Annotated in this window: 15 protein-coding genes; 2 read left to right on the top strand and 13 right to left on the bottom strand. The window is 37.9% G+C overall.

The window, feature by feature from the left end; translation table 11 throughout:
- Positions 1-2: 2 nt before the first annotated feature.
- Positions 3-1,487, top strand: a complete 1,485-nt coding sequence (locus AWW67_RS09635; RefSeq protein WP_053223940.1) for a carboxypeptidase-like regulatory domain-containing protein — start codon at positions 3-5, stop codon at positions 1,485-1,487.
- Positions 1,488-1,504: 17 nt separating this feature from the next.
- Here AWW67_RS09635 and feoB read toward each other — a convergent pair whose 3' ends face one another.
- The 3 genes from feoB to AWW67_RS09620 form a co-directional block, all read right to left on the bottom strand.
- Positions 1,505-3,619, bottom strand: coding sequence for a ferrous iron transport protein B (gene feoB, locus AWW67_RS09630; RefSeq protein WP_062301417.1), 2,115 nt, complete (start codon positions 3,617-3,619; stop codon positions 1,505-1,507).
- A gap of 3 nt (positions 3,620-3,622) precedes the next feature.
- On the bottom strand, positions 3,623-3,844 hold the full coding sequence (locus AWW67_RS09625) for a FeoA family protein (RefSeq protein ID WP_245620809.1): 222 nt from the start codon (positions 3,842-3,844) through the stop codon (positions 3,623-3,625).
- Positions 3,845-3,959: 115 nt separating this feature from the next.
- A complete protein-coding gene (locus tag AWW67_RS09620; RefSeq protein ID WP_053223938.1) occupies positions 3,960-5,300 on the bottom strand; it encodes an HTTM domain-containing protein in 1,341 nt (446 codons plus the stop codon).
- A 55-nt stretch (positions 5,301-5,355) separates the two neighbouring features.
- On the opposite strand from AWW67_RS09620, the gene AWW67_RS19020 reads away from it, so the two are divergent.
- Positions 5,356-5,520, top strand: a complete 165-nt coding sequence (locus AWW67_RS19020) for a hypothetical protein (protein ID WP_176700025.1) — start codon at positions 5,356-5,358, stop codon at positions 5,518-5,520.
- An 8-nt stretch (positions 5,521-5,528) separates the two neighbouring features.
- Here the strand turns inward: AWW67_RS19020 and rsmI are convergent, their stop codons facing one another.
- From rsmI to bamG, 10 genes are all read right to left on the bottom strand, one after another.
- A complete protein-coding gene (gene rsmI, locus AWW67_RS09615) occupies positions 5,529-6,203 on the bottom strand; it encodes a 16S rRNA (cytidine(1402)-2'-O)-methyltransferase (protein WP_062301415.1) in 675 nt (224 codons plus the stop codon).
- A 5-nt stretch (positions 6,204-6,208) separates the two neighbouring features.
- Positions 6,209-6,439: a 4a-hydroxytetrahydrobiopterin dehydratase gene (locus AWW67_RS09610; protein ID WP_062301413.1), complete on the bottom strand. Its 231-nt coding sequence runs from the start codon at positions 6,437-6,439 to the stop codon at positions 6,209-6,211.
- Between the two features lie 3 nt (positions 6,440-6,442).
- A complete protein-coding gene (locus AWW67_RS09605; protein ID WP_176700024.1) occupies positions 6,443-7,105 on the bottom strand; it encodes a class I SAM-dependent methyltransferase in 663 nt (220 codons plus the stop codon).
- Positions 7,106-7,116: 11 nt separating this feature from the next.
- Positions 7,117-7,383, bottom strand: a complete 267-nt coding sequence (locus AWW67_RS09600) for a DUF493 family protein (RefSeq protein ID WP_053223934.1) — start codon at positions 7,381-7,383, stop codon at positions 7,117-7,119.
- Positions 7,384-7,441: 58 nt separating this feature from the next.
- Positions 7,442-9,571, bottom strand: a complete 2,130-nt coding sequence (locus AWW67_RS09595; RefSeq protein ID WP_062301410.1) for a peptidylprolyl isomerase — start codon at positions 9,569-9,571, stop codon at positions 7,442-7,444.
- 85 nt (positions 9,572-9,656) lie between these two features.
- Positions 9,657-10,937, bottom strand: a complete 1,281-nt coding sequence (locus AWW67_RS09590; protein ID WP_053223932.1) for a hemolysin family protein — start codon at positions 10,935-10,937, stop codon at positions 9,657-9,659.
- Positions 10,937-11,149 carry a hypothetical protein gene (locus tag AWW67_RS09585; RefSeq protein ID WP_062301408.1) on the bottom strand — a complete coding sequence of 71 codons (213 nt, stop codon included), beginning with the start codon at positions 11,147-11,149 and terminating at the stop codon, positions 10,937-10,939. Before AWW67_RS09585 ends, AWW67_RS09590 begins: the two co-directional genes overlap by 1 nt.
- Entirely contained in the window at positions 11,136-11,678 is a 543-nt protein-coding gene (gene lptC, locus AWW67_RS09580) for an LPS export ABC transporter periplasmic protein LptC (RefSeq protein WP_176700023.1), read from the bottom strand. Before lptC ends, AWW67_RS09585 begins: the two co-directional genes overlap by 14 nt.
- 66 nt (positions 11,679-11,744) lie before the next feature.
- Entirely contained in the window at positions 11,745-13,070 is a 1,326-nt protein-coding gene (locus AWW67_RS09575) for a tetratricopeptide repeat protein (RefSeq protein WP_053223929.1), read from the bottom strand.
- Positions 13,071-13,081: 11 nt separating this feature from the next.
- Positions 13,082-14,359 carry a BamG family beta-barrel-assembly machinery protein gene (gene bamG, locus AWW67_RS09570; protein WP_053223928.1) on the bottom strand — a complete coding sequence of 426 codons (1,278 nt, stop codon included), beginning with the start codon at positions 14,357-14,359 and terminating at the stop codon, positions 13,082-13,084.
- Positions 14,360-14,549: the final 190 nt, after the last annotated feature.

Here is a 14,549-nt window from a genome sequence, read left to right as displayed (position 1 = left end):
GCATGCTCAGGGGATTTCTGGTTTCCATCTACGCATTTTGGTGTATTAATGCACAAGCTCAAGACAAGTCTAATTCTATTTTAGACTTTCAATACGTTGTTGAATTTGACAACGTAACGCTTAGTGCGGCTTTACGTCAATTGAATCGTCAGACGCAAATCAATTTTTCGTACAATACTATGATCATTCCGAAAATGGATAAATTTTCGGTGACGTATGATAGTGTATCCTTACGGTCGATTTTAGATGACATTCTATCAAAAGCCAATCTATATTACAGAGAGGTCAACGGAACGGTAGTAATCCTTAAACAGCCCTCCACAGACCGAACAATAAAGGGGCAGGTACTTGATGCCGAAACACAAGCTCCCCTTCCCTATGCCAACGTATTTATCGATAATAGCACCTTTGGAGTTCCCACAAATAGAGAAGGCTATTTTGAAATTCGTAATATCCCCTATATAGCCTTTAACCTAGTAGTTTCCTACGTGGGTTATCAAGCCAAGACAATTCCTTTCAACTATTCGCAGCCCTTAGAAAACAATCGGTTTATTATTGAAATGAATGTTGACGAAGTGGCTTTAGAACCTGTTGAAGTCTCGGCCAACAAGACCAGAAAGCAGCGAAAAAGTGATCGGAGACTCTTGAAAAGGTTTGAAGAAGACTTTTTAGGAAGAGATAACAATGCTAAAGATTGTAGAATTGTGAATCCTGAAGTGCTTGATTTCTTTATACTGGATTCATTAAATAATTATGAGGTAACAGCTAACGACAAACTATATATAGAGAATTACGCCTTAGGCTATTCTATTAGCTATATGCTGGAAGAATTTACTTTTATAAATGGCACTAAAACTTATATTGGAAAGGCTCAATTTACAGAGCTTGAACCAAAATCTAGAAAACAAAATAGTAAATGGGAAGCAGCTAGAGAAAAGGCCTATTTGGGGTCTGTAAATCATTTTTTGAATTCATTAATAGAAGGCAGAGTTGCAGAAGAAGGGTTTTTAGTAAATACGGTTCAGTTCGACTCGGTAACTTCAGAATACAGCACACCTTTAAACCCTGCCAAAATTTCAGAAATCATAAAACTTGAGCCGGCTGAAAAAGAGCTAGAGTATAAGTTGATAACCTCTTCTGACATAGAAATTACCTACACAAAAGATTATGAAGATGAAGAATATAAAAAGCTTTTCAGAAGTAAATCTAAAAGTGGAAACTATAAATACACTGACCAGAAGTCAAGGTCTACCATTTCATTAAGTAATGATCAAAGCCTAACAAGTTACCAAGTAGTAGGCATGGATATCAGTGATGTACCGCTGTTTCAAAAGTCAGTAATTCTGTTTCAAGAAAAACAACCATTAATTGCCTACCCCGGCTATTTTAGTAGTAAGCGAGCTGCCCTGTACCTCGGCTGGTGGACATGGGGTGGTTTTTCGGTAAAGCTACCGTTAAACTTTAGGCCAAAAGAATCAGACCAATAAGCTTGGCAGTTACCCGTTTAAGAGAAAATATTATAGGTAATAAATGCCGATATATAAGCCACTGCCGTCATATATACCGTTTGAATTATTGGCCATTTCCACCCTTTAGTTTCTCTATACACTATAGCCAAAGTACTCATACATTGCATAGCAAAGGCATAGAAAACCATTAAAGAAAATGCAACGGCAGGGGTATACATGGGGCCGCCAGTTTCAGGGTTTTTCTCTTCTCTCAACCTTTCCCTAATCGTTACTTCATCGTCATCGCTGGCACCAATACTATATATCGTAGACATGGTACCTACAAAAACTTCTCGCGCTGCAAATGACGTGATCAGGGCAATTCCTATTTTCCAATCATAGCCAAGCGGACGAATTGCAGGCTCTATAATTTTACCAAACGAGCCAGCTACAGAATGTTCGAGTTTATAAGAACTTAGTGCTACTTCATACTCTTCTTGAGAAGCGTTTTCTCCTACCTGCTGCCTAACGTTTTCTTCCGCATTTCGGAAATTATCGTTGAAACCATAAGATGCCAACACCCATAATACAATAGAAATAGCGATGATTATTTTTCCAGCCTCAAGCACAAAAGTTTTACTCTTGTCATAAATCGTGAGCCCAATATTTTTCCAGCTTGGAATTTTATAGCCCGGCAGTTCCATAATGAAATATGATTTCTGGCCAGCTTTTAAAATAAGCTTCATTACATATGCCGAACCAATTGCTGCTAAAAACCCAAGTAAATAGAGCGCTTGAAGCACCAAACCTTGAAGATTGAATATGCCCAAAACTTGTTGTTCAGGAACTACCAAACCAATTAAAATGGCATAAACTGGTAACCTAGCCGAACAGCTCATAAATGGGGTTACAAAAATTGTGATGAGCCTATCTTTCCAACTTTCAATGTTTCTTGTTGCCATGATTGCCGGAATTGCACAGGCCATTCCGCTTATTAATGGCACCACAGATTTACCATTTAGCCCTACTTTTCTCATCAGTTTATCCATAAGAAAAACTGCTCTCGACATATAGCCGCTTTCTTCTAGCAGCGCTATAAATGCAAAAAGAATAGCAATTTGAGGTATAAATACGAGTACGCCAGCAAGCCCTGCTAAAACGCCATCTGTGAGCAAGTCAGATAAAATTCCTTCTGGAAGAATACCCTTTACCCAACCGCTAAATTCAGCAATAGACCCTTCAATAAGGTTCATAGGCCCTTCTGCCCAAGCAAAAATGGCTTGAAAAATAAGCATAAGCACCGTAAAGAAAATGAGGTAACCAAAAACAGGATGGGTTACTACCCTATCTATTTTCTGGCTTACCGATTTCTTAAGTGGATCGCGAGAGTTCTTTACATTACGATCTACGATATCGGAAATGAATTGGTACCGACCTAAAGTTTCTTGTGATTGAGTTGGAACATCATAAAAGCCATTCTCATCCTTAATTTTAGCAATTCTTTCCTTCTCTTTGTCATTCAAGAAATTCAACCTTACCGACTGCTGCGCATATTGATAAGCACGGTAATTTTCGGTGAGGTCAAATTCGGTTTTTATTGCGTCTATGGTTTTAGGCGCTAAATCATAAATATCGTAGAACGGCCTTTTACTTTTTACTAAAGGCTGAGTGAGAGCTTCTTTTAAAGCTGCAATTCCATCTCCAGAATGAGAGTTTGTAGGGATTATCTTAACTCCTAAATCAATGGAAAGGCCTCTTAAATCGATATTCAGTTTTTTCAACTGAGCCACATCTATCATATTCAACACTAAAACCAAAGGAATACCCAAATCTCTGATTTGAGTAAAAAGGAGTAGGTTTCTTTTTAGATTTGAGGCATCGGTAACTACAATAACCTTGTCTGGGTATTGTGAATGCTCTGGGTCGAGCAGAATGTCTTGAACGATCTGTTCGTCTAATGTTTTCGGATAGATACTGTAAGTACCAGGAAGGTCAATGATTTCGGCCGTAGTGCCATCAGGAAGTTTAGAGAACCCAGATTTTTTATCTACCGTAACTCCAGGAAAGTTGCCTGTTTTTTGATTTAGCCCAGTAAGTAAGTTGAAAAGTGTGGTTTTTCCAGAATTAGGATTTCCAACCAGTGCAATTTTAATTCGGTCTGTGCTTGCCATGTGCTAATCTTCAATCATGATACAGGCCGCTTCATCTTTTCTGAGCGATAAGCAGTAACCAGAAACACCAATAGCAATCGGGTCGCCAAACGGAGCTATCAGATCTACAGAAACCTCTGTACCAGGCAGACAGCCCATTTCGATTAGTTTTACGGAAAGAGAGTCATCTTTAAACCCATTTATAATTCCTCTCTCGTTTTTCTTTAACTCTGCTAGACTTCTCACGGCTCTATGCTTATTTAGATTAAATATAAACAGCCGCAATTTACTAGAGTCAACGATGATAACAAAATACTGATGCCTTTTAGGTTAATCTATTTTAGCAGAGGTAAAGAAAAACTTATTCTGGGCTCAGAATCCACTCAGAATGTTTAAACGGTTGCCATTTTACTTTGGCTAGATCCACTTCAGGGTCAATAATTACTTGCCGGCTACTTCCATTCAAAGAAACACTAGTGTTAGCATAAACTTCAATTCCAGTAATTCCTTCTTTAGCATAATGCTTTTTCATCCATCGGGTCATTTGCAAAATCATGTCTGGCTTTGATGCCGCAGCTGCTACTTGCTTAGATGTAAAAAACTCTTTAGGATTTACCTGCCATGTTCTATTGCTTTCAGGATGCTTGATGTCAAAAGACAAGCTTCCGTATTTCACTCTCAGCATCATTCTCCAAGCAAGCCTATGCCCTTCTTCGGTCCAAAAGACATCACCTTTATATAGGTGATGACGTAAAGGAAGATAAATTTGAAAACCAAAATAAATGGCAAAAGCCACTGCCAAGGCTAACCTACCCGCCTTAAGTTTTGTTTGTTCATTATTTGAAAGTGCAATTAATGTTTTCCTTGGGAAAAAGGTCTTTCTGATGGTTTCTGGGTTGAAAAAAAACACTGTGAGCCCAATCATCATAAAAGGGAAAATACCAATTTGAAATACTACTGCATTGAATAAATGAAAACCAATTGAAACAATAAATGCCACTACTCTTGTTTTCTTCCAGAGCAAAAAATAAACAATTAGAAGATCGAAGACTACACCTCCTATAATTACCGTTTTTTGAAGCCATTGTTCTTGCAAAAGATCACCTATTAACCAATAGCCTCTTTTAGAGCTCATAGCCACTTGAATAAAATGTCCTTCGAGCCAACCGGGGTACAGCTTGTTTAAGGCGGCATACGTGAATACAATCCAGAGCTGTATTATAAAAATGCTGATACACCACCTAGGACAGGTCGTGCTTACCACAGAGTTCCATCTTTTCGCATCGAAAGAAGCATAGGCATGGGCTGGAACACATAACATAAATAAACACAAGAGGATCAGCAGGTAGTAATGATTATTGTAGAAAGATTTCTGCATCCAATACACCAGCGTCCATAGAACAGTAAAGATGCTGAGCGTAAGCCTATAACGATAGCCCACCATGACACAAAGGCCACAAATGGCCATTAAGCCAAAATACACGTACATTCCGCTACCTGGAAGAGGTTGGAGCCATTCTAAACCAATAAGTGTAAACGTAAACTCAGGTTCAATCAGTGCCTGCCTTACCCAACCTGTAAGTATTGCTCCAAAAGTTTCTGCGAAGATTAGAAAACCAAAAATCATCCGAAATAAAACGAGCGGAGAATTATCTACTGGATCGAATTGCTTTTGAATAATTTTAGAAAAGAAATTCAACATACATCTAAGCTATACAATTTTGGAATTTTAAACCGGAGACTTTGGTTATAAAATTATGAAAGAAAAAAAAGTTAAGGTCAAGAAAAAGTCAAAAAAGATAACGAAAAAGGAGGATAAGCCCCTTGAAAAAAATGAAGAAAGTATTGAAAATGATGCTTTCGATTTTGGCGGAATTCCTAAAGATGTTTCCTTTAAAAGGAATATTGGGTGCGGAGGCTAATATAAAAATTAGCTCTTTCCTTCTACCAAAACCACAAATTCGCCTTTTACTCCCTTAGCTGTAAAATGAGCCACTAGTTCTGATAACGTGCCTCGAACCGTTTCCTCAAACATCTTCGAGATTTCTCTAGATACAGAGGCTTTTCTATCACCCAAATGTTCTTTCAGCTGTTCTAAACATTTAATCAATCGGTGAGGCGATTCATAAAGTATAATGGTTCGCTCTTCTTCGGCCAATTTCATTAACCGTGTCTGCCTTCCCTTTTTATGAGGCAAAAAGCCTTCGAAAACAAAACGCTCAGATGGCAATCCTGAATTAACCAAGGCGGGTACAAAAGCCGTTGCTCCCGGCAAACAATTAACTTCTAAACCAGCCTTTAACAACTCTCTTACAAGTAAAAAACCAGGGTCTGAAATAGAAGGAGTTCCTGCATCAGAAACCAGTGCAAACTTTTCACCTGATTCCATTCTGCTAATCAGTTTTTCTACCGTTTTGTGTTCATTGAAGATATGGTAGCTCTGAAGCGGCTTAGTAATATTATGGTGCTTTAATAGTTTGCCAGAAGTACGCGTATCTTCTGCTAAGATAACATCCACCTCATTCAATATTCTTAAAGCCCTTAAAGTAATGTCTTCAAGGTTTCCAATTGGGGTTGGTACAAGATACAAAGCAACCTCAGACATCCAATTCAAATTAACTGGTCAATTTTGCTTGCCAATTCACGGTCCTTTTCAGTAACGGTATTGCCAGCATCGTGTGTGGTTAGCTCAATAGTAACCGTATTATAAACGTTCGACCAATTTGGGTGGTGATTCATTTTTTCAGCGCAAATAGCCACCTTGGTCATAAAGCCGAAAGCCTCTATAAAGTCATCAAACTCAAATTTTCGAACGAGTTTATTGTTCTTCTCTTCCCACATATCTTAATTTTTAGCTGTAATGATGTACTGATATTCTAGACTTTTAATGTCCGTTTTAATACCTGAGAAACCAGCTTTTTGTAAGGATTGTTCTAATCTTCTACTCGGAACCTTGGCCTCATCTGAAGGGCCTACGGGTATATCGCCATTCTTAAAATCAATAATCACCAAAGAACCGTCTTTCTTTATTCCCTTTTTTAACCGGCTCAAATATTGGTCTTTATTCGGAATATAGGCGTAAGTATTTACTATCAATACGATATCAGCCTCATTATCTAACAAATTAGGCACATCTGCAGGAGTTAAACGGGTATCTATATTATCGGCCCACTTGCCTACAATGGACTTCTGGTTTTGAATATATTCTAACGAATTTGGGTCGATATCTAAAGCTATTACCTTCTTGGCTTTTCTAGCAATCTTAAAAGTGAAGTAACCAGATCCAGCCCCAACATCGGCTACAGTTTTATCGGTTAAATCGCCCAATAAATTAACTACGAACTCAGGGTTTTGCCACTCTGTCCTTTCTTTGTCTTCTTGTAAATCCTGACTTTCATCTAAAGCTTCTGGCACCAATTCCTCTTTCTCAGTAGTAGAATCTACACTTTGTTCTTTTGGCCGACTGGAGCAGGACCAAACTAGAAGAATGAGCAATATGTAAGACAATGATCTCACAATTACAGAGCTATAATTCCCTCAATTTTTGCAGCTTCAAGATAAACTTCAATAATAGCATCGCTAGAGGGCATCATGACTTGAGCCGTGATGCTCACGTATTTTCCCTTACTAGAGGCTTTTGCTTTAAGGTCGTGGCCCGGGAAAAGCTTTTTTACTTCATTTTGCTTTTCTTCTTCCACAATAAACTTAAACATATATAACGCTGGAAAATTAAGGGTACTTTCTAGTTTTTCTTTAAAATTCTCTGAAGTAAACTTTTGCATCATGCTAAGTTAAGGCAGGAAGAGTCAAAAAAAAATCGGCCCGAAGGCCGATTTAATATTTTTAGTAAAATTTATAACGTTTGTCTAAAATTTCAGCCTTTTCTCTGATCGATTGATTCATCTTCAATTGGGCGTTATTTAATGCTCTTTGTTGAATTTGATTAACATAAGTTGTGTAATCAGTAATGGCCGCTGGGGCATTTTTCGATTTCAGCTCCATAATAACAACTCCAACATCGGTTGTAATAGCTTTAGATCTATCTCCAACATTTTTAAGAGCGAAAGCTGTACCTACCGCAGCAGGGGCAACTCCTACGTTTGGTAAAGAATTAGAACTTAATTTCACTTCAGTATCAGTATAAACTTGCGCTATGGCGTCAAATGAAGCGGCCATATCTGACAATGAACCTGATGCTGATGCAATTTTATCAGTGATGTATTTCGCTTTCTTAGCGTTTTCAACCTTAAGCTTAATTTGACTTCTCACACCACTATCGGTAAGTTTTGCAGTACCAGCTTCTACTTTGGCTCTGTAAACTGCTACAACATATTCTTCTCCTAGGTCGAAGTCTTTAACATCTCCAACTGAAGCCTCTCCGTACAACCAAGTCACAATTTGACGAGCATTTTGTAGTCTACCAATGCTAGAGCTATTAGAGTTAATGTTATTTCCACTGAAAACAGAATAACCGTTTGCAGATGCATTGTTTACAAACTCATCGTAAGAATCAGTTTCCAAAACAAACTGCCCTGCTTTCTGATATGCAACATCAATCGTTTCGTCTGATGGCGTTAATTCCTTAAGAATCATAGCAACCTTATAACGGTTGTTACTTGGTGCACCAGTTACATTCATAATATGGTAACCGAAATCACTTTCAACCACACGATTAATTACACCTTCGCGATTTACAGAGAAAGCAGCATTTTCAAATGGTTCAGCCCACTGACCTTGTGCGTCTCCTCCTTTTCTGTACCATCCTAAGTCTCCTCCAGAAGGGCCTGAAGAATCTTCAGAGTTTTCGATTGCTAACTGAGCGAAATCTGCACCATTTCTAGCCTGACGTAAAATACCTTCTGCTTTGGCTTTTACTTGAGCTTTTTCTGTTGCCGACATTCCCTCTGTTCTTAATAAGATGTGGCTTACTCTTACAAACTCGGCATCACTTTTAACTATATCAGATAATTTGAAAAGTGTATAAATTCCGTTTGATAATTTAGGGCCAATTACATCACCCTTTTTAAGGTTGGAAAGGTTATTAACAACATCATCTGGAAGAGCTGATGGGTCAAAAGTACCGAATCCAATACCTTGCTCTGTATTAATTACGGCTAAAGTAGAATCATTATCTCCTGTTTCGAGTTGAGCTCTAAGGAGATTCAGTTCTTCAGTATAATAGGCACTATCCGCAGCTGATGGAATCACCGGGAAAGAAATATAGTCGATTGAACGGCTTTCTTCTACTGTGTATTCATCTTTATGCTCGTTCAAATAAGCTTGTAAATCGGCATCCGTAACTTCAGTAATTTGGTTGTCATCTACCGCTAAGAAAGGAATGTAAAGGTAATCCAAAGTGATTCCACCTTCTTGTTCCATATACTCCTGCTGTGCTTCAGCCAAAGTCACATAGTTGGTTTTCAGAATTAAGTTCTGATACTTCGTCATTCGTCTGTTTTCAGCCAAACTGTTCTCAAACAATTGCCATCTAAGTCTAGATTGTGGGTCTAAATCGCTATTCACCAAAACTTGGTTCAAAAATTGACGATCTAACTCTCCTGTTTGAGGGTCTGCAAATTGCTGTAATACTTGAGGCGAAATATTCTTGCCTTGCACCATGTCGATTCTTTCATCGCCAGAAACCGCAATGCCAGCCTTATCGAAACGTTTTGTATAAGCAATTTGAGCAATTAACTGCTCCCAAGCTTGATCTCTAATGGTTTGCATTAAGAACTCATTCGGGTTAATACCGTATTGAGCCATGTAATTTTGTTTGATGCTTTCTACTAGGTTAGCATATTCTTGCTGACTGATTGATTCTCCAGAAATCTCTCCAACTTCTTGCTTATCACTACCCAGAATGGACGACCTACTACTTAAAACATCGGTTAAAACGAAAGCTAAAATCGATGCTCCAACTACGACTACCAAAAGTCGTCCCATCTTTTCACGAAGCGTGTTAATTATTGCCATTTGTACTTATTAATTGAAATAGCCGCAAACATAATTGATTTATGACCTATTAGCAAAAGAAAATACAGACAAAAAGCCCTGTTAATCAGTCTTCTCTGTCTGGCAGGATGCTGAGCATTACACTATCAATCCTAGCATCTTCCATTGCCACTATTTTTATTTTAAACGGAGGAACAGAAATGGTCTCATTTACTTGAGGAATATTCTCAGTAATCGACAGGATAAAGCCTCCTAGCGTATCGTAATCGCCTTCTGGTATGTTGAAATCATACTTTTCGTTCAAGTAATCAACCTCATGACGAGCACTAAAAAGATAATTATTCTCGTCAAGTTGTTGCTCTACCCAGTCTTCATCATCGTGTTCATCTTGGATCTCACCAAAAATTTCTTCGATTACATCTTCTAAGCTTACCAAGCCAGAAGTTCCACCAAATTCATCGACAACGAGGGCCAAGCTCTTTCTTTCTTGAATAAACTGAATCATAAGTTCATTCACGAGCATTGTTTCGGGTACAATTATTATTGGAGTAAGAATACTCTCTATATCCTGAGGCTTTTTAAATAAGGCTAGAGCGTGGCAATAGCCAATCACTTCATCTATATTATTTCGGTACACTAAAACTTTAGAGTGCCCGCTTTCTATGAATTCGTTTTTTAAATCTTCAATAGAATCCTCTAATTCCACCGCAGCAATATCTGTTCGAGGAATCATACATTCTCTCACTTTAACGGTTTTGAATTCAAGGGCATTGTTGAAGATTTTAGTATCCAATTCTACTTTGGATTCTTTAATGTCTTTATGAGTATTGCGCTGGATGTATGAGCGCAAATCGGTAAGTCCAAAAACTGGGCGATCTTCAGAGAATTTCTGTCTTAGAACATAAACTATGATAAAACGAGACATTTGCTCAATTACCCAAACCAACGGAAACATGATTATGAAAATGAGCATAATTGGTACCGAAAGTATGCTCAATAATCGGTTGGGATTAATTAGAAATATGCTTTTTGGAGTGAATTCTGCAGTAAACAAAACCAACAGGGTTGATAATACGGTTTGAATAAGAAGAACAGCGCCAGGATTATTTAAATACTCTGGCAAAACCCGCATGATGAGAGGTTCTAAAATTAAAGCCATGAAGTAGCCGTAAATAACTAAGGCAATTGTATTTCCCACCAATGCGGTATTGATAAGTCTCGAGGGCTTCTGAGTAAAAAACACCAATATTTTACCACTAAGCGAGCCTTTTTTACTCTGAAGCTCTATTTGGAGCTTGCTGGAGGTTACAAACGCGATTTCAGTTCCAGAAAAAAATGCTGAAAAAATCAGGGTAATGATGATAACCGTAATTTGGTAGTAGTCCATTAATTTTTCTTTTTCCGCTTAGGTGCTGGTTTGGCTTGTTCTTCCTGTTCTTTGTGTTTAGACTTCCTATATCTGTATAAAAATAATAGACCTACTGATATCATAAAAATAAAATAGGAATAGGCAATGCCATAGGTCATTGTTTGATGAACTCCAATCACAAATGTGACTACACAAAGTGAAAAGATTATGGTGCCACTAGTTGTTTTCATTTGTCTCTTTAATTTCGAATTCCGAATCCTTTGGGTTTGTTACTGAAAACTCGGAAAAATCTTGAGGGGCGTCCATGCCTGTCCCTTGAATCAGTTCCGTTTCTGTTGTTACAATAAAAAACTGATCCGTATAAATTCTTTCTGTGTTTGGATTCCAAAATAACTCTTCGGTTTTCAGTGTTTGATTTTCCTTTAGGTTTCTAACTACTACATCGCCATTGGCTCTATAAAGTTTTGTTTTTGCATCATAAAAACCTTCCAAAGCCGTAAGCACTGAAGTTGTGTCGCCCTCGCTATCAAAAAAATCAATCCTTATGGTTTCTGGAAACTCTAAATCTCCATTGGAGAAAGTTAGTTGTTTATTCCCTTTGATTCCCAATTTTCGAATGGAACCTTCAGTCATAATGATTTCAACAAATTCAGACTCTAGAATAGGGCCGTCATACTCTTCCATTTCGGCCAATTTTTTTGGCTCAGAAAAACAGGCCGTAAAAGCCATAATGAACAAAAGTGGTATAAACTTTTTCAATCTCATGATATGAAAAACGGTCTTCCCGAATAGAGAAGACCGCCTTTATTATTATTTAGAAATCAACTACTGCTGATCGGGTCTTTTCTGTAATTTAACGGTTTGCTGTATCCAGCAGCCAACAGTAACGGAGTCTCCTACTTCTTTACCTTCGGTGAAAATTTCTCCACCACTTGGGAATTGTGCCTTTGCTTGACTTGCTTTCAGTTGATTACCTCCTTTAATATAATAATCGTAGGCAACAATATATCTAGCTCTATCATTTACTTGGCTCTTCTCTTGATTACACTCATTACTTTGCCACACCATATCACCAATCAAGGTGTACATTTCTTCTTTCAAAGTTGGGTCAATTTCAACAGCAGCAATGGCAATTTTTCTAGCTTCAGCTTTATTTCCTTCAAGGCGCTCCATTAAAACAATCTGCTTCATAGCTTTACCCTTGTCAGTGTTATCTTCAGCAATTTCTATGGCCTTTTCGTAGTATACTTTAGCGTTCACATAATCTTTTTCTTTAAGATAAGTTGAGCCAAGCATGTTAGCAATACCATATTGAGGTTTAGTTTCTAATACCGTTTTAGCGGCATCAATAAACCAATCGGCATCTGTACATCCGCCATTGAATGCATAAACAAATATTTTGTTTGCAAGCTCTTCATCGTTAGGATTTGCCTTAAATTCTGGAACAAGTTTTTCTACAATGAAATTACAGTCGATTAGGTTAAGGTCTGCTAATTTTTTATCAACAAACTCTTTTACCGCATCCATACTTTTGGTGCTCTTATTCTGGCTTTTTGCCTTTTGAATTTGATAATCAATGTGCTCAGTACATGTATTGTAGATTTCAATAAGCTGATCATCAGTAAGACCAATGTCACGTGCATAACCTAAAACGGCAGTTTGCATGTAGTAACGCCCAGTTGAATAGAAGCCTTCATTACCTTCAAGCTCATAAGTGAGTTTAAATAAGTCTAGAAGATATTTCGTTTTATCGGCATCCTTAATATAATACTTGTAAGCAGAAATAGCCTGACGACCTATGTTGTCTTTCTTTGACTCAGGGTAGGTTTCAAAGCGCATATCATATAATGACATTACTTTAGCTGCCGCTGCTTCTTTTTCAGCCTCAGTTTTACCATTTTCCCATGATTCGTCCCAAATCGCGATTCCTTTAATATAAGTTGACTCACTTAATTCAGGGTAATTCTCTAAAATATATTCCAGATGACCTTTAGCGGCATCATAATTACCCGCCTTTTCGGTATCGCTAAACAAAGTCCATTTTGTTTGTGCATCACTTCTTTTTTCTGGGTCTTCTGGCCATTTGAATTGAGCCATAGCAGAGTACCCAGAGGTAATAATGATCAAGGTCAATAAAAATTTAATTCTCATAATACTGTAGTTTAATTATACTTTTGTCTTGCAAACCATGTCTGGTCTTGCAAGCTAAATCCAATGCTCAACTTAAGGTAGTTTTCTCTTATTAACCCATCGGTTACGTTACCTCTATTTCCAAAGGTAGCTCCTAAGTTTACGTTTGAAACACCCCATATTCCGCTCAGCGGTAATGACGTTCCAAAATTTATACCAAAGTCGTTTACCTCTTGTGAATTGACTAAGTAAGGAGTCCTCTCGTAATGAACCCCGAATCTATAGGTTATTCTGGGGCCAGCCTTTGAAACTTCGTAGTTTGGTAATAATTCTCCACCAACGGCAATTCTAAAGGCATCTCCGAATTCAGAACCTGTTTGGCCAGATTCATTCAAGTACTGACTCCATGCTTGAGTTTGTATATCAATCCCGACTGCAAACCTCTGTGATTTTTCATATGAGATACCAAAACCAATGCGTTGAGGAATAGAGATTTTTGAATCAATGTTATTCTTAAGGGTATCACTCGAGAGAACATTTCCGTTAATATCTTGGCTCTCTAATCTAGTTAGATTTCTACTTCTAATATTGGCCTCTAAATTATAGAACGCTCCAAAATTCAGTGACTGCCTTTCGTTAAACTTCAGTTTATAAGCCAAACCAACATTGGCTGTAACATCCGAGAAACTTCTTCTTTCATTATAAATCGTACTACTAAAGGTAATTGCTGGAATACCCGTTAGAAGGTATTCGGTGTCTCTTTCGATAGAACCAAATAAGTATGAGGTTTTAAGGCCTATCATAAAATCCCCAAGTCTCAGCGCATGAGTCATGAAAGCCTCGTCTATGCCACCGTTACCATCCAATTGAGATAACAAGGTTGTATTATCTGGCCCAGTAGTGGTTTGAAGAATACCATAACTAACAGATGTATAAGGGCTTATTCCTAAGGCCATATTCCATTTACCATATTTAATGGGTAATGAAAATCCAAAATCTTTGAATCCACCCGTAAACGAGCTATAGCTCTTGTCGCCATTGTTATAGGTTCTTGAATCAAAAGAAGCCTCTATCTGAAAGACTGCGTCATAGTTAGAGGCAATCAGAGCAGGGTTGAGGTTGTTTACATAAAACCTGTTGTTGTAACTAATGCCGAAACCTCCCATTCCCGCATTTTGGGAGTAACCGCCCCAGTTTATGTCACCTATTCCAAAAGCAGAATAAGAACTTTGAGTAAACTGCGCCTTAAGAGGAGCACAGAATAAAAATGCCCCTAAAAGGGCCGAATATTTAATGATATTTTTGAGCATTGCTTAACCTAAACACATTCAGTCCAACGAGCACTAATTTGAGGGTTACAAATATGTCAGCTTTTCTTTTAGATTCAAACCTTTATAAAAAGGGATATCAATAATCACCTTAAAATCAGGCATTTTTAACCAAAATTGTGAAAATAGCCTCAGTTCATCACTCAGGCAGACTTACAAACACCTTTTAATA

It is taken from the genome of Roseivirga seohaensis, from assembly GCF_001592945.1.
Lineage (GTDB): Bacteria > Bacteroidota > Bacteroidia > Cytophagales > Cyclobacteriaceae > Roseivirga > Roseivirga seohaensis.
This window is presented reverse-complemented; position numbering and strand designations above follow the sequence as displayed.